Origin of the sequence: Actinoplanes hulinensis (assembly GCF_019429605.1) — a bacterium.
GTDB lineage: Bacteria > Actinomycetota > Actinomycetes > Mycobacteriales > Micromonosporaceae > Actinoplanes > Actinoplanes campanulatus.
On sequence record NZ_JAHXZI010000009.1, the window covers coordinates 178,881 to 203,559 of the forward strand.

A 24,679-nucleotide genomic window follows, 5' to 3' on the forward strand; every position below is an offset into this window, starting at 1 on the left:
ATGACGGCGGCATGCGGTGCCTTGTAAGGAACTCTCACTTTACGTGCACATTGCCCTATTTTGGCTGTTAACCTCCACGTGGCTCACCGATGTCCGGGAGGTAAGCAGTGGCGCCGAGGTCTGCGACGTTGGTGGCGGCGGTGCTGATGGCCGTGTGGCCGGCGCTCGCCGTCTTCCCCGCCCCGGCACACGCGGGCCCGGCGGGCACCTGGAACGGATCGCGGGCGGAACTGTTCCTGGTGGACATCGTCACCCCGGCGATCGCGCCCGGCGGCGGCGCTCGCCCGGTGACCGCCGTCCTGGTCAACCACGGCCCGAGCAGCGCGACGAACATCCGCTTCCGCTACACCGTGCCCACCGGCCTGACCTACCGGAGCGCCGGCGTGGGCGCCGGCTCCTGCACGTTCAGCGCCCCCACGGTGACATGCACGGTGGCCAGCCTGGCGAACGGGGCGAGAGTCCCGGTGTCGATCGGGCTGTCCGCGCCCACCGGCACCGGAGCCGGCGCCAAGCCGGGCAGCTTCAGCGCGGTCACCGCGGACCAGTTCACCCCCGCCGGCGGGAACCTGCTTCTGCATACACGGAACCCGAACTGGATCGGCACCGACGAAGGCGCCCCCATCTCCCCGCTGTGGCCACCGTCGGACCCCTACACGGGCACGCCACCGCCGTGCCGGGACTACACCGACACCCACGCGGTGTTCCAGCCGTGCTCCGCGACCGCCGTCACCACCACGGTGCTCGCCGGCAGCGCCGACCACCAGTGCTGGGGATCGACCACGAACTGCATCCGTACCTGGGAGATCGCCGGCACCTACTACGCGCCGGCGAGCGGTGCCGTCAACCTGTGCATGACCCACCCCGACGACAGCGCCTACGTGAACTGGTCCACCGGCTACGACCCCGCCACCAGCACCGGCCCCAGCGGCGGCTACCGCAACCAGGCCGAGATGTCGCGGTACACCTACGCCTGGAAAACCCCCGCGTGGCCGGTCTCCGCCGGTAAGGCGTACCGGTTCAGTATCAGGATCGCCAACCGCGACCGCGCCTCGGCCGGGTCCACTACGGGCGGCGGCGGGTTCACCGGACTCGGCCTGTCCGCGGTCGACGGCGGCCCGTCCAGCTGCTCCTACGCGAACTTCGCGCCCTCGCGGCCGGCGGGCGCGACGGTGTCGGCGAACGCGGCCGGTGTGACCCTGTCCAAGGCGCTGATGGTTCCCCGGGCCGGGGCCTCCGATCAGTTCACGGTGCAGATCCGTGACGGTTCCGGGGTGGTCAACCGCACCACGGCCGCCACCACGGCCGGATCCGGTGGCACCGTCACACCCGGCACCGGCACGACCGGATCGACCGACGTGACACCGGGCGGCACGTACCGGCTGACCGAGGTGGGCGCCGCCGGCACCGACCTGTCCCGGTACGACACGTCGATCTCGTGCGCCAACTCGCGGCCGGGCTCACCGACGATCCTGCCGGCCGGCCCGGTCGACCAGGGCGAGCCACCGACAGTCACCCCGGCGGCCGGAGACGCGATCGACTGCGTGCTGACGAACACGGTGAAACCCCGGTTCACGATTGTGGCCACCACCGCCATCTTGGACGGCACCTTCGGCTACACCGTCAGCGGCGGACCCGCCCCCGCCCACCCGTCGATCACCACCAGCGGGCACACCGGCCGGCTGACCCTCGGTGGTGTACAGGCCGGCCAGCAGGTCGACGTCACCGCCGACCCGGTCGCCGACTGGCAGGTCAGCGGCAGCGTGTGCGCCAACGCGGTCAACGGCACGACCGTCGCGTTGCCGTACCGGCTGCACGCCGGCGACGATATCGTCTGCACCTTCGTCAACCGGCCGCTGGCCGGTCTCTACCAGCCGTGCCCGGACACGAACCTGGCCCGCAACGGCGCCTTCACCACCGGCCTCGCCTCCTGGAACGCCGGCGGCGGATGGACCGCGGCGGGCGGCCGGGCCGTCAACACCAACCCGGCCGCGGCGTTCGGCACCGACCAGCTCAGCCAGAGCATCACCGCGGTGACCCCCGGCGCCGGCCTCGCGGTCGACGTCATCCCCGCCGACGGTACCGGCGGCAACGGCGGCGACCAGGCGCAACTAGAGATCGTCTATGACGGGACGGTCTACGCCACGATCACCACCACCCCGGCCGCTGCCGGCTTCACCGGCAACGCGACCGTCGCCGCCGCTGGCGGCGCCACCGTGACGCCCGCGACGATGCCGATGGCCGGCGGCGGCACGGTCACGCTGCAGCTTCCCCCCGGGGTATCGCGCTCCGGTGAACTGCGCCTGCAGACGGCCGTCACCGGGACCGGCGACACCGCCGGCGCCGCGGACAGCTTCGCCGTGGACAACATACGGATGCAGGCCGCAGCGATCTGCCTGCAGGTCGAGTCACCCGGCGGCCACGACACCTTCACGTTCACCACCACCAACATCGACACCGACCCAGGAATCCCCAGCACCGACACCGGGTTCACCGCCACCACCAGCCCGGGCAGCAACCCGACCACGGTCAACCCCGACTTCACCGGCGTCCCGCACCTGTCCCTGCTCACCCCCGGCACGGACGTCACCCTCGACCAGAACGGCCCGGTCGGGTGGCTACCCGACACGATCACCTGCCAGAACGCTGTCACCGGCGCGGACATCCCCGCCGCCATCGCCTCAGGCACCGTCACCGTCGACGGCGCACCGATCAGCGGCCGGACCATCGTCAACTGCTACCTGACCGAGAAGCTGGTGCAGCCCACCGTCACCGTCGTGGCCACCACCACCGGCCGCGACGCCACCTTCGGCTACACCGTGACCGGCGGACCGGCCCCGGCCGCGCCACAGATCACCACCACCCACATGGTCGGCAGCCGCACGCTGGACGACGCCCTGATCGGGCAGGTCGTCGACATCACCGCCGACCCCGTCGCCGGATGGCGGGTCTCCACCCAGGTGTGCGTCAACGCCCGCACCGGTGCACTGCTCACCCTGCCGTACCCGCTGCAGGCCGCCGACGTCGTCGTCTGCACCTTCACCAACCGGCCGGTCGCCCCGGCCGGGCAGCCCTGCCAGGTCACCAACCTGATCCGCAACGACGCGTTCACCGCCGGGCTCACCGCCTGGAACCACACCGGCTCGTGGACGGTGACCGCGGGGCGGGCCACCAACCCGGACCCGGCGGCGACGTTCACCACCAACCGGCTCGCCCAGACGATCAGCGGGATCGCCGCGCGCGGGGCGATTGCCGTCGACGTGACACCCCGCGACCTCGGCGGCGGCGACCAGGCCGACCTGCAGATCAGTTTCGGCGGCACCGTCTACGCCACCGTCACGACGTCCCCGGCCGGCGCCACCGGCGGCGACGCCGGCGTCACCGAAGCCAACGGCGCCACGGTCGAGCCGGCCGCGATCCCGATGAACCAGTCCCGCACCCTGATCATCCACCTGCCCGCGGCGGGTGTTCCCAAGGCCGGCGACGTCGAGTTCCGCACCCGGGTCGCCCCCACCGGCGCCGGCACCGCCGACACGTTTCTGCTCGACGAGGCCCGCGTCCTGACCACCGCGATCTGCCTGGAGATACGCTCCCTCGACGGCGCCGGGACCTTCCGCTACACCACCGGCAACATCGACACCGACCCGAGCCTCCCCGCCGACGTCCCCGGCTTCACCGCGACCACCATGAGCGCCGGCGTCCCGGTCACCGTCAACCCCGACTTCACCGCCGCCGGCACCCAACTGCTCGTACCCACCCCCGAGCTGGACGTCACCATCACCCAGACCAGCTCCCGCAGCTGGATACCCACCAGCCTGACCTGCGCCGACGCGTTCACCAAGGCCCCCGTGACCGTCACCCTCGAAGGCGTCACCGCCACCATCGACGGCGCCGGGGTGACGCCCTACACGATCGTCAACTGCCACCTCACCCAGCAACCGCACCGGTACACGGTGACCAAGACCGCGAACACCGCCACCGCCCGGCCCGGGCAACAGGTGACCTACACCATCACGGTCACCAACACCGGCTCCACCGCCTACCGTGACGCCGCCGTCCGCGACGACCTCACCCGGGTCCTCGACGACGCCACCCTCGCCGGCACCCACGCCACCACCGGCGCCGTCACCTACCGCAAGCCGTACCTGACCTGGCACGGCGACCTCGCCGCCGGCGCCGAAGCGGTCGTCACCTACACCCTGCGGGTCAAGAACGGCGGCCCGGGCGACGGCAGCCTCGACAACGCGGTGAGCGTCGACGCGCCCGGCGCACGCTGCGCGGACCCGGGATCCGGTTGCCGGGCGGTGATCGCGGTGGCCGGCGCGAAGCCGGGCGACGACCGCGCAAGCGTGCCGGGCACCGGGCCCGCCGCGGCCACCGCCGCCTTCTTCGCCGTCGCCATGATCGCCCTCGGGGTGCTCACCCGCCGGGTGGCCCGCCGGCGCCGCTGATCGGCGGCTGGGGCTACTCGGGTGGGCCGGCGAGCACGACCTCCTCGACGGCGGCCTTGAACAGGTCGAGAGGGCCGCCCTCGGGTTCCTGCTCCTCGAGCAGGGCGAGCAGCATGTGGCCGGTGCCGACGCGGTCGTGGCCCAGCCGCAGCGCCTCGCGGAAGCTCAGCTCGAGCGCCTTGCGGGCGCGGGCGTCGAACGGGATCAGCGGCCGCGGCTCGGTGTCGCCGGGTGCGAGGGTGACCGCGGCGCGGACCTCGTCGAGGCTGCGGCCCTGCGCGGTGACGGCCTCCACGGCCAGACAGCCGGGCTGATCGAGCAGGCCGAGGACCAGGTGCCCGGGGGTGATCTCGGGGTGGCGCAGCCGGGCGGCGTGGGCCATCGAGGCGACCACCGCGGCGCGGGCGGGGTCGGTGTAGCGGTGGAAGCCGGCCGACGGGTCGGGACCGGCCTTGGGCGGCACGAACCGTTTCTGTGCGGCCTGTTTGGTGACGCCGAGGCTGCGGCCGATGTCGGTCCAGGAGGCGCCGGAGCGGCGGGCCTGGTCGACGAAGTGGCCGATCAGGTGGTCGGACAGCTCACCGAGGTAGTCGCCGAGCACGACCGCGCCGGCGAGACGGTCGAGCGGGTCGTCGGGGTGGTTGGTGTTGATCGCGGTGATCAGGTCGTCGAGGCGTACCGTCGTCATGCCGTCAACCTTATGGTTTCGGCGGGACGTCCCGCCACGACAAAGTTTAGGGGTCCGGCCCCGTTTCCGAGCGGGATCTCCGACATGTCGACGGTCTGCGACGTGATCCGCTTGAAGCCGTACCCACGCTCGGTCATCCACGCCGCCGCCTTGGCCTCGGCCCGCTGCGTCACCTTCGGGATCTCCCGCTCGTCGTCGACCTGCTCGGCGAACCGGAAACAGAAGAACGGCCGCGCGGCCAGGTCGTAGGTGAGATGGCCGTCCTCGGTGTACTCCACGGCGAGGATGTCGGCGTGCCGGTCACCGGCGGCGATCAGCTCGCCCTTCTGGGCGTCGGACAGGTTGTCGAAGGATCCGCGAACGGTGACGCGGATCGTGCGGCTGGTGCTCATCGCGCCAGTATCGGCCTCACCGGCCCGCCGCTCGAACGAATTCCCGGGCCCCGCGCAGCCGCACGCTCAGCAGTTTCACCGCCCGGTCGGTGACCAGCCGCAGGTCGGCCGGCCGTTGCAGGCCCAGCTCGGCGAGACTGGCCGCCGGGATCGCGGCCGGATCCAGGCCGTCGCGCCGCGCCACCAGCACCCCCAGGTCGTAGCGGCTGATCACGTCGGCGCCGGCCACGTTGAGCACCCCGGCGTAGTCGCCGGCGGCCAGCTCCAGCAGCGCGTCGGCCAGGTCGTCGACGTGCACCGGCTTACGGATCTCGTCGGTGAACAGGGCGCCCGCCACGCGGCCCGCGATCAGGTCGTGGGTCAGGATCTCGTGGGCGCCGCGCCCGTCGCCCATGATGATCGAGGTACGGACGATCGCCGCTCCCGGGTCGACGGCGCGCACCGCGGTCTCGGCCGCCGCCTTGGCCGCCCCGTACGCGTACACCGGGTCGGGCCGCGCGTCCTCGTCGTACTCCCCCTGCCGGCCGGAGAAGATCGCGTCACTGGACACGTGCACCAGCCGGATCCCGGCGGCGGCCAGCGCCACGTGGGCGGCGCCGTCGGCGGTGGCCGGCCAGTCGTTGCGGTCCCGGCCGGCCGCGGTGTGCACGATCGCGTCGGGGCGCACCTGCGCCACCACCCGCCGTACGTCGGCGAGATCCCGGATGTCCAGGCGCACCGGCGACGCCGACAGCGAGGCGCCGACCGCGTCGAAGCCGGCGGCCGCCGCGCGGGCCATGACCCGCCGGCCGAGGGAACCGGTGGCGCCGGTGACGAGCAGCCGCCGGGTCACGACGCCACCCTGGTCCGCAGCGGCACGTCCCGCAGCGCCGCCCACAGCAGCGCCCAGCCGGCCGCCACCGCCACGACCGTGACCGCGGCGATCTCGGGCGCGCTGGTCAGCCCCCAGCGGGTGAACGGCAGGCTGAGGAAACCGTTGGCTCCCCCGCTGACGCTCAGCAGCACCGCGGCCGGCAGCAGCGCCAGCAGGCCGCCGCCCTCGTCACGGTAGAAGGCGCCGCCGAGCAGCGCGCCGGTCATCATCCAGACCGCCAGCATGCTCACATACGCCAGCAGGATCATCGGGTGGTCGCCGGCCTCGAACACCCGCTGATCCTGGAAGGTGCGGGTCCAGCCGGCCGCGCGGTAGACCACCGCCTCCACCTTGTACGCGCCGGTGGCCACGACGGCGAGCAGACCCGCCGTCACGAGCAGGAAGACCGGGTGCTGCGCCAGGAACTCCCGGCGGGTCCGGCCGTGGGTCAGCACGGTGGACAGCAGGGCGGCGGCACTGTAGCCGTAGCCGGCGGCCAGCCACGGCAGCACCTGGCCGGCGATGTCCACCCCGGACACGGTGACCTCGGTGAACATCGAGGCCACCGCCACGATCACGGCGACCAGCAGGTAGACGCCGAGAAGGAAGCCCACCAGCACGACGGTGTGACTGGACAGCAGATAACGCAGGATCGGCCAGCGGTTCAATCTAGACACCTCCGGTCAGGTGGATGAACAGGTCCTGGACGGCCACCGGGCCCAGTTGCAGACCGTGCAGGCGGGCCGCCTCCCGGTCCTGTTCGGCCAGCGCGCCGTAGACGGTGACCTCCTTGGTCGGGCCCAGGCTGCGCTCGCCGAGCACGGTCAGGCCGGTGACGAAGTCGTCGACCAGTGTCGCCGGGCCGGTCACCGCCACCCCGCGGGTGCGCAGGTCGTCGACGTCCTCACGCAGCAGCAGCCGGCCCCGGTGCAGGATCAGCACCTGCTCGAACAGCGGGCTCTGCTCCTCGATCAGATGGGTGGACAGCAGCAACGTGCGCGGATGGGCCACGTAGTCGGCCAGCAGCTCGTCGGCGAAGATCCGCCGGCCGGGCGCGTCCATGCCCAGATGGGCCTCGTCGAACATGGTCAGCGGAGCGCGGGAGGCCAGGCCGACGACGATGCCGAAGGCCGAACGCTGCCCGCGTGACAGGCTGCCGAGCGTCTGGCGGCGCGACAGGCCGAAGCGGTCGAGCAGCGCGGCCGCGTACCCCTGATCATGGGTTCGGCGCAGTGCCCGGGCCATGTCGAGGATGTCGCCGAGCCGGTCGATGCCGTCGCCGAGGCCGCCGTCCTCCCGGATCAGGCAGATTTGGGAGGTGGCGCGTGGGTTCTCGAAGACCGGCTCGCCGTCCAGCAGCACCCGGCCGGAACTAGGTTTGCGGAACCCGGCGAGGGCGGAGAGCAGGGTGGTCTTGCCGGCGCCGTTGCGGCCCAGCAGGCCGTAGATGCGCCCGGCCGGCAGGTCCAGGTCGAGGGCGTCCAGGGCGGTGGTCTCGCCGTAGCGGACGCACAGGTCGGTGGTGGTGATCATCGGCCGTCTCCCGGGGAGGTGAGCTGGTGGATGCGGGCCACGATGTCGGCGACCGGGATGCCCAGCGTGCGGGACTCGGCGATCATCGGCTCGAGCACCTCGCCGAAGAAGCGCTCACGCCGCAGGTCACGCAGCCGCCGCTGGGCGCCGGCGCTGACGAACATGCCGACGCCGCGCCGCTTGTAGAGGACGCCCTCGTCGGCGAGCTGCTGGAACGCCTTCGCGGCGGTGGCGGGGTTGATGCGGTAGTAGGCCGCGTACTGGTTGGTGGACATCACCTGCTGGTCCTCGGCGAGCACCCCGCGCAGCACATCGTCCTTGATCTGGTCGGCGATCTGCCGATAGATGGGGCTGCGATCGTCGAACATCTCAGCCCCTTCGGTTGATTACCTCACCAACGAACCGTAGAGGTTAAAGTCCGACCGGTCCATGCCGATGGAGGGTTCATGAAGAACTTGACCATCGGTAAGCGACTGGGAGTCGGATTCTCCGTCGTCGTTTTCACCATGGTCGCGCTGGTGGTGACCGGCGTCGTTCAGGTCAACAAGATCAACGACAAGCTCACCGTCATCAACGACCAGAACGCCGTCAAACAGAGGTACGCCATCAACTTCCGGGGAAGCGTGCACGACCGTGCGATCGCGCTGCGCGACCTCGTCCATGCCACCAGTTCCGGCGATGTGGCCAGTGAAAAGTCCGAGATCGAGGAGCTGGACGCCAAGTATGCCGAGTCCGAGACGAAGATGAACGGCATCTTCGCCGACGAGTCGATGGTCAGCCCCGCCGAGAAGGAAGCCCTCGACGGGATCAACGAGGTCCAGGCGCAGACCCTCCCCCTGGTCGACCAGGTCACCGAGCTGCGCGAGGCCGGCCGCACCACCGCGGCCGTCGCCCTGCTCAACGCCGAGGCCAAGCCCGCCTTCACCGAATGGCTCAGCGTGATCAACGAGTTCATCGACCTGGAGGAGTCGATGAACCAGCAGGAGACCGCCACCGCCCGCGACATCGGCGACGAGTTCCGGACGCTGATGATCCTGCTGCTGGCCGCCGCCATCGGCGTCGCCGCCGTGATCGCCTGGTGGGTCACCCGCAGCATCACCCGCCCGCTCGGCCAGGCCGTCGACGTGCTCGCCTCGGTCGCCGACGGCGACCTCACCAAGCGCCTCGACAACCAGTCCGCCGACGAGGTCGGCCAGATGAGCCGGTCGATGAACACCGCCCTGGAGTCCATCGGCGCGGCCATGCGCGGCCTCTCCCACGGCACCGACACCCTGACCACCACCAACGAGCGCATGGGCCGGCTGTCCGCGCAGCTCGCCGACGGCGCCCGGGAATCGTCGACGCAGGCCGACATCGTCGCCGCCTCCGCCGACGAGGTGTCACGCAACGTGCACACCGTGGCCGCCGGGTCCGAGGAGATGGGCGCCTCCATCCGGGAGATCTCCACCAGCGCCAACGAGGCCGCCATCGTCGCCTCCCGTGCCGTCACCGCGGTGCAGACCACCACCGCCTCGGTGTCGCGGCTGGGCGCCTCCAGCCGGGAGATCGGCGACGTCGTCAAGACGATCACCAGCATCGCCGAGCAGACCAACCTGCTGGCCCTCAACGCCACCATCGAGGCGGCCCGGGCCGGCGAGTCCGGCAAGGGCTTCGCGGTCGTCGCCGGCGAGGTCAAGGACCTCGCGCAGGAGACCGCCCGGGCCACCGAGGACATCGCCCGCCGGGTCCAGGCCATCCAGGCCGACACCGCCGGCGCGGTCACCGCGATCAGCGAGGTCGCCGAGGTGATCGAGCAGATCAACGAGTACCAGACCACGATCGCGTCCGCGGTGGAGGAGCAGACCGCCACCACCAACGAGATCAACCGCAGCGTCTCGGAGGCGGCCGGCGGCTCCGGCCAGATCGCCGCCAACATCGGCAACGTGGCGTCGGTCGCCCGTAACACCACCGACCTGGTCAACCAGTCCGACCAGGCGGTACAGGAACTCGGGCAGGTCACCGGGGAACTGCGCACGCTGGTGGCGAAGTTCCGGTTCTGACGCCGGTTCGACGAAAGAGGGGTTTCCCGATGGGGAAGCCCTTCTTTCGTCTTCACAACGGCGCCGCGGCCGGTACCGGACGGCCCGAGGTGCTGGAGGGGCGACCGGCGGCACCGGCCGCGGCGAGCTGACGCCATATTGCTTGATCATGATGACTGTCGCATCCGGCCAATCGCCTAGGGGGTGCCACCGCGTCTACGTAGAAGCCGGTATGGTGCGCCGATGATCGGGGACCACAGCGGCGAACTGCCGCTCGATCTGAGCCCGTTCGTCGGCCGCGACGACCTGCTCGCCGCCGTGACCGAGCGACTGCGCCGAACCCGGCTGCTCACTCTGACCGGTCCCGCCGGCGTCGGCAAGAGCCGGCTGGCCCTGCGCGCCGCCGTCCGCCTCGGCCGCGTCCGCTACGCCGACCTGGCCACCGGCACACCACTGTGGGCACACCTCGCGGCCGCCCTCGGCATCCCCGACCACGACACCGCCCACCCCGACGCGATCTTCGCCCACCTCGCCGGGCTGCCCACCGTCCTCATCCTGGACTCCTGCGACCGGATCCCCGGGGCCGCCGACGCCACCACCGCCCTGCTGCGCGCCGCACCCGGGCTGCGGATCCTGGCCACCGGACGCCGGCGGCTCGGCATCGACGGCGAGTACGCGCTGCCCGTACCCCCGCTGGGTCTGCCGGACGCGGTCCGGTTGTTCCTCGACCTCGCCGAAGCCGGCGGCGTCGCCGCGACCGCGCTGACCGACCGGGCGGCCGTCGAACGACTCTGCACCGAACTCGACGGACTACCACTGGCGATCAAACTCGCCGCCGCCCGCGCCCGCACCATGTCACTGACCGAACTCACCGAACGCGCCGCCGACCGGTTCACGCTCCTGCCCGGCCTGCGCACCGCCGTCGACCTCAGCTACCGGCAGTGCAGCCCGCAGGAACGGCAACTGTGGACCACCTGCGCGGTGTTCGCCGCCCCGTTCACCGCGGCCGCCGCACCCGGCGACCTCGACGGGCTGGTCGACAAATCGGTGCTGACCGCGGCCACCGACACCCACCCGGCCCGGTTCACCATGCTGCGCACCCTGCGCGCCTACGGCCTCGAACAGCTCGGTGACCGGGCCGGCGCCGCCCGCGACCGGCACCGCGACCACTACCGCGCATTCCTGGCCGGCGCCGCCGACGGCTGGTTCGGGCCGCAGGAACTGGCCGTGCTGACGACCGTCCGCGACGAACTGCCCGACATCCTCGCCGCCGTCGAGCACGACGGCACCCACACCCTGACCCGGGATCTCGTCCGCACCCGCGCCCCGTTCGTGTTCGGGTTCCCCGGCGTCGTCCCGCTCGCCGACGCCTGGGACATCCTCAGCGCCGACCGGCACACCGGTCCACTGATCGCCGCGATCGGCGCCGCCTTCACCGGCGACCCGAACGCGCCCACCCTCGCCGCCGACTGCCTGCACCGAGCCGAGACGGCCGGCTCCCCGATCGCCCTCACCTGGGCGCTGTGGGCCGCCGCCCTGGCCCGCCACCGTGCCGGCGACCAGAACACCGCCGCCGGGCTGCTCACGATGTGCCTCGACAGGCAACGGTCCTTCGACGACCGGTGGGGCCAGGCATGGAGCATCGAACTCGCCGCCTGGATCATCGCGGCCCGCTGCGACGACACCGACGAGGCCGGACGAGCCGCCTGGCTGCTCGGCGCCGCCACCGCCCGCCACCGCGAGCTCGGCGTCGACCTGACCGGCATCCGGCAACTCGACGACGCCCGCACCCGGGCCCGCAACCGCATCGAGACGCTGCTCGGCGCCGACACCACCGCCGCCGAGACAGCCGCAGGCGAACAGGGCCACGACCACGCCATCCGCATCGCGCTCGGCGAACCCGTCTCCCGCCGCGCGTCCGCCCCACCCGGCGGCGGACTCACCACCCGCGAACAGGAGATCGCCGGCCTGGTCGCCGAAGGACTCACCAGCGCCCGGATCGGGGCACGGCTACGGATCAGCGCCCGTACCGTCGACACCCACATCCGCAACATCGGCGCGAAACTCGGCCTGGCCAACCGGGCCGCCATCGCCGCCTGGGCGTCCTCCCGCTGACCTACTGGCCGCCGCGGTTGATCGCCCGGCCCGCACCGGCGACCACCGTGGTCGCCAGGATCCAGCCGGCCGCCATCACCGCCAGCGTCACCGCCTTGTCCGCGCCGACCGGGTCCCACGCCTTGTCATGACCCAGATCCACCAGCGGCACCAGCACGTCCACGCTGTACAGGAACGGATCCCAGGTCGGCGACTCGTCCGGCTTCACCGCCCGCAACGGACCCGACCAGGCGAACCAGCCGGTACTCGCCGCCACCACCGCCAGCAGCCACAACAGCGCCCGGCCCGGCCGGTACCCGAACCCGATCGTCACGTTCTGCACCGCACCCCACAGCGCACCCAGCCGGCCCTTCGCCCGGTGCCGCAGCCGCTCCCGCACCACCAGCACCTGCCGGGCCTCCTGCTCCCGGCCGTCGCGCCGCAACGCCGCCGCCAACTGGTCGTACGGCCCCAGCGCGGCCCCCGTCGTGAACCGCGCCATCCAGTCCAGACGCTGCCCGGCCGTCCAGCCGTCCACATCCTCCGAACGGCGGGTCAGCCGCTCGTAGGTGAGCCCGTCCAGCTCGACCCGGCAGCCCTCGGGCCAGTTCACCGGATCGTCGACCAGCCGCCCCACCCGGGCGTCACGCAGACTGATCGTCCCGGTCGACTCCGGCGCCGGCCGCACCGTCAGCATCCGCGCCTGCGTCTCGATCAGCAGCAGGGCATGCCGGCCCTCGCGGCCGCGCAGCACCGCCCGCTGCAACGTGATGCTGCCGGCCACCCGCGTGCCGATCAGGTTGACCTCGCCGTCGGCGACCAGATCGTGACTGAAGAACCCACCCCCGACCACCATCCCGCCGGCGTTGACGGCCGCCCCGGTGTCCGTCGCCGCACCGCACTTCGACCTGGTCAGATCCACGTTCCCGCCGACCCGGGAACCGGCCAGCCGCAGACCCTTCACCACCGTCGCGTCCCGGACGATCACGCCGCCGCCGACCTCGGCCCGCTGCAGATAGACCGAACCCCGCACGACACTGCGGTCCAGCTCCACGGTCCCGTCGATGCGGGCCGGCAGCATCCAGATGTCGCCACCGACGGCCAGGTCCCGGCCTGCGAAGTCACCGGCCACCCGCAGCCCGTCGGCCTCGATCCCGGGCAGCGCGCACTCGTCCAGGTTCACCGACAGCAGTTCGGCGTGATTCAGGCACAGCTCCCGCTCGAACACGCACCGCCGTAACCGCAGCGGCGCCTCGATCCGCGCGCCGGTCAGGTCCAGGGCCCCGGTGATCCGGGCGCCGGCCAGATCCAGACGGCCGGGCTCGCGCAACAGCCCGGCCAGAAACGCCGCATCCACGGTCCGGCCGGCCAGATCCAGGCGTGTACCGGCCCGATAGGCGCGGCGCACCCGGCTTTTGATCGTCACCCGCCGATCTAAACAGACCCTTTCCGGTACGGGCCACGCGCTCTGCCGCTGCCGGGGCCGCGGCGCGTTCACCGGCGCGAATCGGTGGTCCAGGCCTGCGACCATGATCGAATGCCGCCGACCGCAGCCGACCTCGCCCACCTGATCCGCGACACCGGCCGGGTTCGGGTCCGGTCCGAACCGTCGGCCACCCCCCGCACCGGCGGAGTCCCGGCCCGCGGTCGATCAGCGCAGTGGGGTCGGGACGCCTTCGCGCAGCATCCGGCAGGACTCCTCGGTGGCGACGGAACCCTCGATCCAGCCGGCGAAGTTCAGCGCCTCCTTGATCGAGACCCCGAACTCGGCCCGGAAAGCGATCGCGGTGTACACGCAGTGCCGCCCCCAACCGTGGGCCTGCGCGGCCAGGGCCACATCGACGACATCGCCACCGGCATCCACGGTCTCCCGGAAGACGCGCCGGATCTCGTCGCGTTCGATCAGCATGGTGGGCAGGATCGCAAACGGGACCTCACGTTCGTTGCCGGGTGTGGAGATGCGAAGTGCACGTGCTGGTGGACGACGCCGGGATGTGAGCTCGACCGACGGATGAGCCCGGCGGGCGCGGCACGAGCCTGCCGTGGCAGCTCCTCGCGGGTCTGCTACGGCGGGTTCGCGTAGCCCGTACAAGATCAGGTTTAGGAACGCACGACGGCCTGGATGGTGTCGAGGGCCTTGAGCCGCTCGGCACCCGTGCCGAGCAGACCGTCCGGGATGATCAGCTCGTCGAGGCCGATCGCGCGGTAGGCCTCGACGGTGCGGGCGATCTCGGAGGCGGAGCCGCCGTAGACCGGGACCGGCAGGTTCTGCGGCAGCGGGCCGTCGACGACGACCAGCGCCTGCGCGGTCCGGCCGATCGCGCGAGGGTCGCGGCCGACGGTGGCGCAGTGCTCGTCGAGGACCCGTGACTTGTGGGCGATCGTGTCCGGCAGGCCCCACGTGTTCCACAGGTCGGCGTATTCGGCGACGACCTTGAGCATGCGTTTCTCGCCCTTGGCGCCGATCAGGATGGGCAGCGGATCCTGGACCGGCTTGGGTTCGCAGACCGCGCCGGTGAGCTGGTAGTACTCGCCGGTGAAGTCGGTGGTCGGGGTACGCAGCAGGCCGTGCCACACCTGCAGCGCCTCGACGAAACGGTCCAGCAGCTGTTTCACCGGGGGCAGCTCGATGCCGTACTGGTGGTGTTCGTTGACCTGCCAGCCGGCGCCGACACCGAAGACGAACCGGCCGCCGGTGATGTGGTCGACGGTGGCGGCCATGTTCGCCAGGACCGCCGGGTGCCGGTAGGTGTTGCCGTAGACGAGCGTGCCGATGCGCACCCGCGGGATCGCCGCGCCCAGGGCGGCGGCAAGCGAACCGGCCTCCAGCATCGGCTTTTCGGGCCGTTGTTCGATCGGCAGGTTCGCCATGAAGTGGTCGGCGATGTAGACGCCGTCCCAGCCGGTGTCGGCCGCGTGCCGGGCCACTTCCAGGATGCCGGTGTACGGCTGGGACGCGCTGGGCCAGATCGAGAGTCGCATGATCGAAACCTTGCCAGACCACCCGAACGGGTGGCGGCGCGGTTCACCTAGGATGCCCGCCATGCGGGCGAACGGGGAGACGGCAATCGTTCCCATGCGGGCGATGACCGGGGGCGAGACCCTGGACGCTGCGGTGGCGCTGCTTCGGCAGCGGGCACTGCCGCTGCTCGCCGTGGCCGCACCCCTGGCGATCATCGAGCAGGCGGTGCTGTTCGTCTGGCGGTCGATGCTGGATCTGGACCCGCCGATCTACTGGCCGGACGACCCGTCCCTGCCCTGGTGGATGATGATCTCCGCCGGGTTCGCGGTGGAGGCGTTCGTGATCGCGCTGCTCGGCGCGTACGCGGGTGCCGCCGCCGGCCCGGCGCTGCTCGGACAGCCGGTGTCGCACCGGCAGGTCTGGCGCCGCTACCGGCCGCTGGCGGCGATCCCGCTCGCGCTGGTGCTGGGCGGCGTGGCGTACGCGGCCGCGTTCGGCGGCTTCCTCGGGCTGATCCTGATCTGGGTGCTGTTCGGGCTGGCCCCGGCCGTGCTCACGTTCGAGCGGGCCCGGAACCCGATGATCGCCGTCGGCCGGTCGGCGGCACTGTCGACCCGGGCCGGCATGCGCGCCGGCGGGCTGCGGCTGCTCGGCTACGGCGTGTGGCTGGCGATCCGGTTCGCGCTGGGCGCCGGCTGGACGGCGGCCGCCGAGATGCTGGGCACGATCCCGGGTTCGCAGACGTGGATGGTGTGGGCGGTGCCGGCCGCGTGGGCGTTCGCCAACACTCTCGCCTACGCGGCGCTGGCCTGCCTGGACGCGGTGCTGGTGGCGGAGACGAGGATTCGTACCGAGGGGCTGGACATCGCGGTGGGCCGGGCCCGCAGCCGCGGCGAGGACGGGACGGCGGCGCTGGTGGTGGCCAAGCGATGAGAGGGTACGACGAGTTCCTGGGCCGGGTCTTCGAGGTGATCCCGCCCGGCCTGATGCTGTTGATCCTGCTCGCGGTGACCGGGTTGGTCGCGGCGGGCTGGTACTGGTATCCGGCGTGGGTGCCGCGCCGGTGGCCCCGGTTCACCTGGAAGAAGCCGCGGCTTCCACGCTGGCGGCGCAAGAAGAAGGCGAAGCACGGGAAGAAGAAGGAACCCGTTCTTAAGGCGACTAAAGCGGACAAAAAGCGCAAAGAAACGAGAACCCCGGCTCTGGTACGGCAGTCGGCGGCTGACCGGCTGGCCGCCGAGGGCCGTTACGCCGAAGCCATCCGCGAACGCCTGCGCGACACCGTCGCCGACCTCACCCGCGCCGGCGTGATCGACCCCGAACCCGGCACCACCGCCGCCGAACTGACCACCGCCGCGAGCACCGGCCGCCCGCGGCTCAGCCCCCCGCTGACCGGCGCCACCGGCCTGTTCTCCGAGATCTGGTACGGCCACCGCCCGGCCGGCCCCGGCGAGGACGAGAAGATGCGGGAGATGACCGCCGAGGTGCGCGCCGCACTGCAACCCGGACCGGGAGCCGACCGATGAAACGCTGGATGCGGGTCGCCATCCCGTTCGGACTGCTGACCGCCGCGGTCACCGGCACCCTGATCGTGCACGCCGTCGAACAGCCCGACCCCGACGACCCCGAGTACCTGACGCCGGTGCACGTCCAGGAGATCAGCGGCGGCACCCTGGCCGAACGCCTGGTCGCCGAGGGCGTCACCGTCGAACGCGCCACCACCACCGAGGACGCGGTCACCGCCGTCACCAGGGCCGGCCGGGCCACCCTGTTCCTCTCCACCCCCGACCTGGCCGACCTGCCGCAGCTGCGGAAACTGCCGCGCGGCACGAACATCGTCGCGGTCGCCCCGTCGGAGCTGACGCTGCGCCGCATCGACTGGCCGGTCTCGGTCGAGGGCAGCCACTGGACCAGCACGGTCACCGATCCGGGCTGCGCCGACCCGGTCGCCACCGCCGCCGGCCCGGCCGCCGTGCGGCGCACCGAGTACCAGGCCGACGTCGGCACCACCTGCTACGCGGGCGGGCTGGTGTCGTTCAGCCACAACGGCCTGTTCGTGACGGTGGCCGGCTCCCCGGACCCGTTCCGTGACGACCGGATCGCCGAACACGGCAACGCCCCACTCGCCGTCGGGCTGCTGTCGCGCGACACCCGGATGGTGTGGCTGGACGTGCACGAGCCGGACGTCACCCCGACGACACCGCCGCCGACCCCGGAATACACGCCGAGTCCCACACCGATCGGCGACCATTACGACGAAGACGGCGAATACGAGTACTACGACGACGAAGACGGCGGCTACGGCGAGCCGGGCGAGGCCGACGGCCAGGGCGAAGCAGAGGAAGGCGACGGGGAAGGCGAGGACGAGAGCAACGCCGGGGGCGGCAGCCCGCTGCGCGACGACCCGTTCCTCAACTCGCTGCCCTCCACGTTCTGGGCCACCCTGCTGCTGCTCGTGCTCATCCTGATCGCGCTGGCCGTCGCGGCCGCCCGCCGCCTCGGCGCCCCGGTCACCGAACCGCTGCCCTCACAGGTCCCGGCGAACGAGACGATGCTCGGCCACGCCCGCCTCTACGCGGTCGCCCGCGCCCGCGACGAGTCGATGCTGGTGCTGCGCGACGCCGCCCGGCGCCGGCTCATCACCCACCTCAACCTGCCGCCGGACGCCGATACCGAGCAGATCGCCCACGCCGCCGGCCTGCCGGTCCGGTACGTCCGCGACATCCTCGACCGCGATCCGCCGGAGTCCAACAGCGACCTGGTCGAGGCCGCCACCCTGCTGCAAGGACTGGTCCGCGACGTGACCGGAACCCACACCGAAGAAGGAGACCCCTCGTGACAACCGATTCCCCGCACGCGCGCGAGGCGCTGAGCCGGCTGCGCGCCGAGGTCGGCAAAGCCGTCGTCGGCCAGGACGCGGTGGTCAACGGGGTTCTGGTGGCGCTGCTGTGCGGCGGCCACGTGCTGCTCGAAGGCGTACCCGGTGTCGCGAAGACGCTGCTGATCCGGGCCCTGTCGACCGCGCTGGACCTGGACACCAAGCGCGTCCAGTTCACCCCCGACCTGATGCCCGGCGACGTCACCGGCTCACTGATCTACGACGCGCACAGTGCCGCGTTCAACTTCCGGGCCGGGCCGGTCTTCACCAACCTGCTGCTCGCCGACGAGATCAACCGGACGCCGCCGAAGACCCAGGCCGCACTGCTGGAGGCGATGGAGGAACGGCAGGTCACCATCGACGGCAGCCCGCGGCCCCTGCCGCAGCCGTTCCTGGTCGCCGCCACCCAGAACCCGATCGAGTACGAGGGCACCTACCCGCTGCCCGAGGCCCAGCTCGACCGGTTCCTGCTGAAACTGTCGGTGCCGCTGCCGCAGCGCGACGAGGAACTCAACATCCTGCGCGCCCACCACCACGGCTTCGACCCGCGGGACCTGAAATCGGTCGGTATCCAGCCGGTGGCCGGGCCCGCCGACCTGATCTCCGGCCGGTACGCCGTCCAGCGGGTGGCCGTCGCCGACCCGGTGATCGCCTACATCGTCGACCTGTGCCGCGCCACCCGTACCGCCCCCGCCCTGGAACTCGGCGCCTCCCCGCGCGGCGCGACCGCCCTGCTCGCGGTGTCGAAGGCGAACGCCTGGCTCAACGGCCGCGACTACGTCGTCCCCGACGACGTGAAGGCGTTCGCCGTACCCACCCTGCGGCACCGGGTCCGGCTGCGCGCCGACGCCGAACTCGACGGCGCCACCGTCGAAGGTGTGCTCGCCACCGTCCTGGCCGCGGTCCCGGCGCCCCGCTGATGGTCACCAGGCGCTTCGCGCTGCTGCTCGCCCTCGGCCTGCCCGCGCCGATCCTGCTGCCGCAGCCGTGGCTCGCCCTCGGCGCGGTGTTCGGGTTCGCGCTGCTGCTGACCCTGCTCGACGCGGCCGCCGCCGGGCCGCTGACCGGGATCCGCCTGGAGCGCGCCGGCGAGCGGACGGTGTGGCTGGGCGGTTCCGCCACGGTCACGCTGACCGTCGCCAACACCAGCGGCCGTACGGTCCGGCTGCGGCTGCGCGACAGCTGGGTGCCGTCGGCCGGGGCCGCCCCGCTGTACCACCGGCTCACCCTCACCCCGGGCTCGGCGAAGACGGTGGCCACCGTGCTGACCCCGACCCGGCACGGCGACCGGCCCGCGGTCCGGGTCACGCTGCGCTCGTCGGGGCCGCTCGGTCTCGCCTACCGGCAGCGCCGCCAGGCCTTCAACGATCACCTGACGCCGCCGTGGACGCTGCGGGTGCTGCCGCGTTTCCCGTCCCGGCGGATCCTGCCGGAGAAACTGGCCCGGCTGCGCGTGGTCGACGGGTCGGCGGTCACCCGCGGCCGCGGCCACGGCACCGAGTTCGACAACCTGCGCGAGTACGTGATCGGCGACGACGTCCGGTCGATCGACTGGCGGGCCAGCGCCCGCGCCCACGACGTGGTGGTGCGCACCTGGCGGCCGGAACGCGACCGGCGGGTGTTCTGCGTGCTGGACACCGGCCGTACCAGCGCCGTCCGCATCGGCGACGCGCCCCGCCTGGACGCCTGCATCGACGCCGCCCTGCTGCTCAGCGTGCTGGCCACCCGCGCCGACGACCGGGTCGACCTGCTCGCCCTGGACGCCACGGTCCGCGCCCGCGTCGAAGGCGGCGGCCACCGCTCCAAACTCGGCCGGCTCATCAACGGCATGGCGTCGCTGCACCCGGAACTCGCCGAGACCGACTTCACCCTGCTCGGCCGGGAGATGCTGCGCCGCGACCGCAAACGCGCCCTGCTGGTCGTCTTCACCGCTCTGGACACCGCGCCGATGATCGCCGGGCTGCTGCCGATCCTGCCCAAGCTCGCCACCCGCCACAAGGTGATCGTGGCGGGCGTCCGCGACCCGATCGTCACCCGGCTCGCCGACCTGCCCGCCGACGCCAGCGCCACCGACGTGCACCAGGCCGCGGCCGCGCACCGGGTGCTCGCCGAACGCGACCGGGTCCGCGACGTGCTCGCCCACTCCGGGGCGACCGTCGTCGACGCCGACGCGGGCGACTTCGCCGCCCGCGTCGCCGACGTCTACCTGCTGCTCAAGGCGTCCGGGCGGCTCTGACCCTCCAGGTGGGCCGCCCGGCCCCGGACCAGCGCGTACATCAGGAACAGCCCCCACAGTCCGGCGCCGATGCCGACCCGCACCATGGGCGGCAGCGGCGACGGGGTCACGTACGCCTCCAGGATCCCGGCGACCAGCAGCACCCCGACCAGCCCCACCGCGACGATCATGCCCTCCTTCGCCCAGTGCACCAGCGACTGGCGGCGGCTCAGCAGCGGCCCCGGCGCGATCCACGACCAGCCGATCCGCAGGCCCACCGCCCCGCCGATGAACACGCTGGTCAGCTCCAGGAACCCGTGCGGTGCGATGTAGACCAGGTAGATGTCGCCGGCGCCGGCCTCGACCATCGCGGCGCCCATCATGCCGATCGCGATCAGGTTACTGGCCAGCAGGTAGAACACCGGCAGGATCAGCACCCCCGACGCCAGGCACTGGGCGGTCAGCATGGCGTTGTTGACCCACACCGCGGAGAAGAACGTCTCCGCCCGGTACTCGCTGTAGTAGGTGACGAAGTTGTCGACGAGCGCCGCCTCGTCCGGCCGCTGCCCGAAGTAGGTGGCGATCAGGTCCGGCCGCTGCGACACATAGCTGATCAGCGCCCACCCGGACGTCATCATGATCATTGTCACGGTGATCCACCACCACCGGGTCCGGTACAGAGCCGCCGGGAACCGTGTCGTCAGGAAACCGGCGACCGGCCGCCACGACAGCCGCTGCCGCCGGCTGATCGCGGCCCGCCCGGCGAGCACCAGACGCGACAGGTCGGCCAGCACCACGGCGTCCGGCGTACGGCTGCGCACGATCGACAAATGGGTAGCCGCCCGCTGATACAGAAGCACCAGTTCGTCGGCTTCGGCCGGGTTCAGCCTCCGCTGGGTGACCAGCACCTCGAGCCGGCGCCACTCACCGCCGTGCTCGGCCACGTACGCATCCAGATCCACCCTCGCACCTTAAACGTCGATCGTGTTGACTGTGCGGGTGCTCACCACCGCCGAAGCCGTCGAGATCGACGTGCGGCCCGCCCGGCTCGGATCCCGCGCCATCGCCCTGACGTTCGACATCATCGTGCAGGCCATCCTGGTCGGCATCCTGACGACGCTCTGGCTGATCGTGACCGAGTTCCTGCCGGAGGACACGCTGCTGCCGGAGACCGGCCGGTGGATCGTCATCGCGATCGTCGCGGTCGGCTACCCGACCTTCGCCGAGACGATCAGCAACGGCCGCAGCCTCGGCAAGGCCACCATGGGCCTGCGCGTCATCCGCGAGGACGGCGGCCCGATCCGCGCCCGGCACGCCTTCACCCGCGCCCTGATCGGCCTGTCCATCGAATGGCCCGGCCTGCTCATCCCCTACGTCACCTGGGCCGGCAGCATCAGCACGATGATCGCCTCCCGCCGCGGCCGCCGCCTCGGCGACCTCGCCGCCGGCACCCTCGTCGTCCACGAACGCCGCCCCGTCCCGTGGAACATCGTCCCCGGCATGCCGGCCGGCCTCAGCGGATGGGCCTCCACCGCCGACCTGTCCGCCGTCGACGACGCCCTCGCCGAAGCGGTCCGCCAGTTCGCCGCCCGCTCACACCAGTTCGCCGAACCGCACCGCGCGATCCTCGGCCAGAGCCTGTTCACCGAGGTCAAGCAGAAGGTCTCCCCGGACCCGCCGCCCGGCACCGCCCCCTGGCTGTTCCTGGTCGCCGTCCTCGCCGAACGCCGCCGCCGCTCCGCCGCGCAACTCGCCGCCACCCGCACGGTCACCCAGCGCGTCCTGCCCGGCTTCGGCCAGCTCCCCACCAACAGCCGCCGCTGATCGTTCCACCGCCGGCTCCGCGTCCGGTCACCCTCTTTCCAACCCCCTTTCTGGTACGGGCTACGCGCGCTGCCCCGCGCAAGAGGCAGCTCGCCGGCACCGGCGCAGCGGTTGAGCCGGCCCCGGCTCAACCGATCGTCAGGCGCTCGTCCGCCCAGGACGCGGTGAACCGGCCCGCCGCGGTCCACGCCGACGCGCCGACCCGCCAGCCGTCCTCATGGGGCCTGGCGAAGTTCGTGACGACCTCGCCCGCGCGGTAACTCGCCAGCGTCAGCCACGCATCGCCCGGCAGGCCGCCAGCACTCTCGCCGACCCGGGCCGGAACCCGCCACCGCTCGGTCATCTCCCGGTAGGCCTGTTCCTGCCGGGAGCGGGGCATCTCGGCGGCCGCCCGCACCCGGGAACCGGCACCGGACACCGCCGCGCACAGCCCGGCCAGCGGAACCCGGCCGACACCCTCGGCATGACGCACCTGGCGAATCTGGAGCATCACGTCGTGGAAACGCCGGGCCGCCGCCCACGCCGCCTCGCCCACCGGCAGCAGCACCAACGGCGCCCGCCTGCTCCGCGGATCACGCCGGGGGATCAGCGCGTCCGCGGTCCGCCCCGCCCGCGACCGGTGCCACATCCGGTCGTCCAGGGTGACCGTCGCCGCGGTGGCGCACACCAGGCCCGCCTTGCCCACCCGCAGCTCAGCGTCGCCCGCGATCCCCAGTCCGCCACTGTCCGTACTGGTCAGCCGCGCCGCGCGGACCCCGTCAAGATGCACCGTGAGTTCGGCGACGCCGTCGGCGTACCGTCGCGGGGTCAAAAGGGTGAGGTGACCGCCCACCTCGCGCCCCCGCCGCTCCAGAGCGAAGCTGCGCACCACCGCCGCGTCCAGGTCGTAGTCGGCGTCGAGCCCGGCGGCGGCCAGCGGCAGCCGCGACGGCACCACCCGGTCCGCGTAATCACGCGAGTACAGCGGATCCGGCCCGATCCCGTCGAGCAGCCGCCGCATCGGCTCACCGCCGTGGGAGATCATCCACGCCCGCCGGGCCTCGCCCATGTCGGCCATCCAGCGCAGCGCCTTGCGGGCGGACCGTTCCCGCAGCCAGCGGGGCCGGATCCGGGCCACCCCGAACACGTTCGACGTGTTGTTGTCCCAGATGTCGGCGAGCTGGACGATCCGCTGCCGGTCGAAGTGCCGCCCGTCGGCGGCGATCCGCGCGATGTCCGCGACCGCCGCGTCCATCAGCCCGGTCAACATCTCCCACGCGCTGTCGCCCCTCATCCCGCAGATGATATTCACAGATGCAACCCATTCACTCGGCTGGTTGGATGGCCGCCATGTCCCGTATCCGGCCGGCCATCGAGGTCCCGCTGTTCACCGAGCCGCCACCCCCGTGGCCGGTCGCCGCGGCCGAGCCCTGGTCGTGGCTGCCGCTCGACGGCGACCTCACCGACGAGCAGACCGGCCTGTTCGTGGCCGTGATCGCGGGCGGTCAGACCCTCACCGACCTGCTGGACGAGGAGACGATTATCGTGCCGGGTGGGCTCGTGGTCGACGACAGCATTCATCCCGGCTGCTGCTGCGGCCTGGAGGACTGGCGGGAATGGCTGGACCTGCTCGACGGCGGCCACCCATGGCTGGGCCACAGCCCCGACCCGGTCGTCGAACACCGCGGCGGCACCCTGCGCGTCTGGCAGGACGGCAAGACCCGCGACCGGTACGCCGACATCCCCCGCACCGACCTGTTCGGCATGTTGCGACAGGTCCACCGCGACCTGAACGCGTTCCTTGCGGTCCTCGGCCGCTGGGTTGCCGCGCACGGCGCCGACCCGGCCCTGGTCACCCTGATCGACCAGAGCCTGCAGATCTCCGCGCCCCTGGGATACCCGGACCCGCCGGGCTGGCCGGCGGCTCCGCCAACGCCGCGGTGGCCGCCGATGTCACCGTCCCGGTCCGGTTCGTGATCGCCGAGGACGACGAGCGGATCCCCCGTGAACGGTCCCTGGCCCTGTACGACGCCCTCGGCTCGGCCGAGAAGACCCTGCACACCCATCCCGGCGGCCATTCCGATCCGCTGCCGGACCATGAACTCGACGCGCAGGTCGCCTTCCTCAGTCGCCACCTGTTGACTCACCCGCAAGGGTGAATTCCGGGCATGTGCCGTCAGAGCTGGTGTCGCTACGCTTCTGCCATGCCCGACGACGAGCCCCAACGGCGTCCCAGCCAGATCATCTGCGAAATGCTCGGCATTCCGGAGCGGACGTTCACCCCAGAGGAGGAGCGTGCCTTCCGGGAAGCATCGGATCGCGCCGACGCCGAGGTGCGAGCCATCATCGAGCGCCGCCGGCGCCGTGCCGCATGATCGAGTTTCGCCCGCCACGGATCCTTGACGCATCCGCCCTGGTCGAACTCTTCTCCGGTCATCCAGGTGTCATGCAGGTCCTCGACGAGGCGTCCGACGACGGCTATTTCGTCGTCGTGCCGACGCTGGCCATCGCCGAGGCGCAGGCGGTGATCGGCGCGGCATCGGACCACTGGTACCACGTGCTGAGGCTGCCAAGCCTGCGAACACTGGATCTCTCGCCGTATGTCGCCGTCGCGGTGGGCAGGATCGCCGGGCCCCGCCTCCAGCACCACCCGGTCCAGGCCCCGCTCATCGGACCGTTGATGACCGCGCAGGTCCTCCACGAGGCGAGATCCATGACCGGGGTGATCGTGACCAGCGTGCCGGAGGCCTACGGCGGCCATGAGATCGCAGTCCATTCGCTCAACTGAACAGACG

24 protein-coding genes are annotated in these 24,679 nt (G+C 72.0%); 13 read left to right on the forward strand and 11 right to left on the reverse strand.

The window, feature by feature from the left end; all coding sequences use genetic code 11:
• The first annotated feature begins 107 nt into the window (after positions 1-107).
• Positions 108-4,448, forward strand: a complete 4,341-nt coding sequence (locus KZ829_RS18685) for a prealbumin-like fold domain-containing protein (protein WP_220145194.1) — start codon at positions 108-110, stop codon at positions 4,446-4,448.
• A 13-nt stretch (positions 4,449-4,461) separates the two neighbouring features.
• Here KZ829_RS18685 and KZ829_RS18690 read toward each other — a convergent pair whose 3' ends face one another.
• The 6 genes from KZ829_RS18690 to KZ829_RS18715 are packed head-to-tail and all read right to left on the reverse strand — an operon-like array spanning position 4,462 to position 8,282.
• On the reverse strand, positions 4,462-5,136 hold the full coding sequence (locus tag KZ829_RS18690; RefSeq protein WP_220145195.1) for a Clp protease N-terminal domain-containing protein: 675 nt from the start codon (positions 5,134-5,136) through the stop codon (positions 4,462-4,464).
• Positions 5,133-5,528, reverse strand: coding sequence for a DUF6204 family protein (locus KZ829_RS18695; RefSeq protein WP_220145196.1), 396 nt, complete (start codon positions 5,526-5,528; stop codon positions 5,133-5,135). The genes KZ829_RS18690 and KZ829_RS18695 overlap by 4 nt, the downstream gene beginning before the upstream one ends.
• A gap of 16 nt (positions 5,529-5,544) precedes the next feature.
• The gene (locus KZ829_RS18700; RefSeq protein ID WP_220145197.1) at positions 5,545-6,360 is read right to left on the reverse strand and encodes a sugar nucleotide-binding protein; all 816 of its coding nucleotides are present in this window, start codon (positions 6,358-6,360) and stop codon (positions 5,545-5,547) included.
• On the reverse strand, positions 6,357-7,049 hold the full coding sequence (locus tag KZ829_RS18705; RefSeq protein WP_220145198.1) for a hypothetical protein: 693 nt from the start codon (positions 7,047-7,049) through the stop codon (positions 6,357-6,359). Before KZ829_RS18705 ends, KZ829_RS18700 begins: the two co-directional genes overlap by 4 nt.
• A gap of 1 nt (position 7,050) precedes the next feature.
• A complete protein-coding gene (locus KZ829_RS18710) occupies positions 7,051-7,914 on the reverse strand; it encodes an ATP-binding cassette domain-containing protein (RefSeq protein ID WP_220145199.1) in 864 nt (287 codons plus the stop codon).
• A complete protein-coding gene (locus KZ829_RS18715) occupies positions 7,911-8,282 on the reverse strand; it encodes a GntR family transcriptional regulator (protein WP_220145200.1) in 372 nt (123 codons plus the stop codon). Before KZ829_RS18715 ends, KZ829_RS18710 begins: the two co-directional genes overlap by 4 nt.
• Positions 8,283-8,360: 78 nt before the next feature.
• On the opposite strand from KZ829_RS18715, the gene KZ829_RS44035 reads away from it, so the two are divergent.
• Together KZ829_RS44035 and KZ829_RS18725 are read left to right on the forward strand one after the other, a co-directional pair.
• The gene (locus tag KZ829_RS44035; protein WP_220145201.1) at positions 8,361-9,953 is read left to right on the forward strand and encodes a methyl-accepting chemotaxis protein; all 1,593 of its coding nucleotides are present in this window, start codon (positions 8,361-8,363) and stop codon (positions 9,951-9,953) included.
• A 222-nt stretch (positions 9,954-10,175) separates the two neighbouring features.
• A complete protein-coding gene (locus KZ829_RS18725; RefSeq protein ID WP_220145202.1) occupies positions 10,176-12,047 on the forward strand; it encodes an ATP-binding protein in 1,872 nt (623 codons plus the stop codon).
• A gap of 1 nt (position 12,048) precedes the next feature.
• Here the strand turns inward: KZ829_RS18725 and KZ829_RS18730 are convergent, their stop codons facing one another.
• From KZ829_RS18730 to KZ829_RS18740, 3 genes are all read right to left on the reverse strand, one after another.
• Positions 12,049-13,452, reverse strand: a complete 1,404-nt coding sequence (locus KZ829_RS18730) for a hypothetical protein (RefSeq protein WP_220145203.1) — start codon at positions 13,450-13,452, stop codon at positions 12,049-12,051.
• 225 nt (positions 13,453-13,677) lie between these two features.
• On the reverse strand, positions 13,678-13,935 hold the full coding sequence (locus KZ829_RS18735; protein WP_220145204.1) for a hypothetical protein: 258 nt from the start codon (positions 13,933-13,935) through the stop codon (positions 13,678-13,680).
• Between the two features lie 191 nt (positions 13,936-14,126).
• Complete coding sequence (locus KZ829_RS18740; protein WP_220145205.1) at positions 14,127-15,008, reverse strand: LLM class flavin-dependent oxidoreductase; 882 nt, start codon at positions 15,006-15,008, stop codon at positions 14,127-14,129.
• Positions 15,009-15,111: 103 nt separating this feature from the next.
• On the opposite strand from KZ829_RS18740, the gene KZ829_RS18745 reads away from it, so the two are divergent.
• The 5 genes from KZ829_RS18745 to KZ829_RS18765 are packed head-to-tail and all read left to right on the forward strand — an operon-like array spanning position 15,112 to position 20,102.
• Positions 15,112-15,921, forward strand: a complete 810-nt coding sequence (locus KZ829_RS18745) for a hypothetical protein (protein ID WP_220145206.1) — start codon at positions 15,112-15,114, stop codon at positions 15,919-15,921.
• On the forward strand, positions 15,918-16,514 hold the full coding sequence (locus KZ829_RS18750; protein ID WP_220145207.1) for a DUF4129 domain-containing protein: 597 nt from the start codon (positions 15,918-15,920) through the stop codon (positions 16,512-16,514). Before KZ829_RS18745 ends, KZ829_RS18750 begins: the two co-directional genes overlap by 4 nt.
• Positions 16,511-17,827 carry a DUF4350 domain-containing protein gene (locus tag KZ829_RS18755; protein ID WP_220145208.1) on the forward strand — a complete coding sequence of 439 codons (1,317 nt, stop codon included), beginning with the start codon at positions 16,511-16,513 and terminating at the stop codon, positions 17,825-17,827. Before KZ829_RS18750 ends, KZ829_RS18755 begins: the two co-directional genes overlap by 4 nt.
• On the forward strand, positions 17,824-18,786 hold the full coding sequence (locus tag KZ829_RS18760; protein WP_220145209.1) for an AAA family ATPase: 963 nt from the start codon (positions 17,824-17,826) through the stop codon (positions 18,784-18,786). Before KZ829_RS18755 ends, KZ829_RS18760 begins: the two co-directional genes overlap by 4 nt.
• Entirely contained in the window at positions 18,786-20,102 is a 1,317-nt protein-coding gene (locus KZ829_RS18765) for a DUF58 domain-containing protein (RefSeq protein WP_220145210.1), read from the forward strand. Before KZ829_RS18760 ends, KZ829_RS18765 begins: the two co-directional genes overlap by 1 nt.
• Here KZ829_RS18765 and KZ829_RS18770 read toward each other — a convergent pair.
• Positions 20,069-21,043 carry a stage II sporulation protein M gene (locus tag KZ829_RS18770; RefSeq protein ID WP_220145211.1) on the reverse strand — a complete coding sequence of 325 codons (975 nt, stop codon included), beginning with the start codon at positions 21,041-21,043 and terminating at the stop codon, positions 20,069-20,071. The two genes, KZ829_RS18765 and KZ829_RS18770, sit on opposite strands and share 34 nt — an antisense overlap.
• 22 nt (positions 21,044-21,065) lie before the next feature.
• Here KZ829_RS18770 and KZ829_RS18775 point away from each other — a divergent pair, with 22 nt between their 5' ends.
• A complete protein-coding gene (locus tag KZ829_RS18775; protein WP_308285558.1) occupies positions 21,066-21,905 on the forward strand; it encodes an RDD family protein in 840 nt (279 codons plus the stop codon).
• A 127-nt stretch (positions 21,906-22,032) separates the two neighbouring features.
• Here KZ829_RS18775 and KZ829_RS18780 read toward each other — a convergent pair whose 3' ends face one another.
• Positions 22,033-23,178, reverse strand: coding sequence for a hypothetical protein (locus KZ829_RS18780; RefSeq protein WP_220145212.1), 1,146 nt, complete (start codon positions 23,176-23,178; stop codon positions 22,033-22,035).
• A gap of 56 nt (positions 23,179-23,234) precedes the next feature.
• On the opposite strand from KZ829_RS18780, the gene KZ829_RS43095 reads away from it, so the two are divergent.
• From KZ829_RS43095 to KZ829_RS18795, 4 genes are all read left to right on the forward strand, one after another.
• Positions 23,235-23,861 carry a hypothetical protein gene (locus KZ829_RS43095; protein WP_246635843.1) on the forward strand — a complete coding sequence of 209 codons (627 nt, stop codon included), beginning with the start codon at positions 23,235-23,237 and terminating at the stop codon, positions 23,859-23,861.
• Complete coding sequence (locus tag KZ829_RS18785) at positions 23,858-24,043, forward strand: alpha/beta hydrolase (RefSeq protein WP_308285559.1); 186 nt, start codon at positions 23,858-23,860, stop codon at positions 24,041-24,043. Before KZ829_RS43095 ends, KZ829_RS18785 begins: the two co-directional genes overlap by 4 nt.
• 45 nt (positions 24,044-24,088) lie before the next feature.
• Positions 24,089-24,259: a hypothetical protein gene (locus KZ829_RS18790; protein ID WP_188124659.1), complete on the forward strand. Its 171-nt coding sequence runs from the start codon at positions 24,089-24,091 to the stop codon at positions 24,257-24,259.
• A gap of 71 nt (positions 24,260-24,330) precedes the next feature.
• The gene (locus tag KZ829_RS18795) at positions 24,331-24,672 is read left to right on the forward strand and encodes a hypothetical protein (RefSeq protein WP_246635844.1); all 342 of its coding nucleotides are present in this window, start codon (positions 24,331-24,333) and stop codon (positions 24,670-24,672) included.
• The last annotated feature ends 7 nt before the right edge of the window (positions 24,673-24,679 follow it).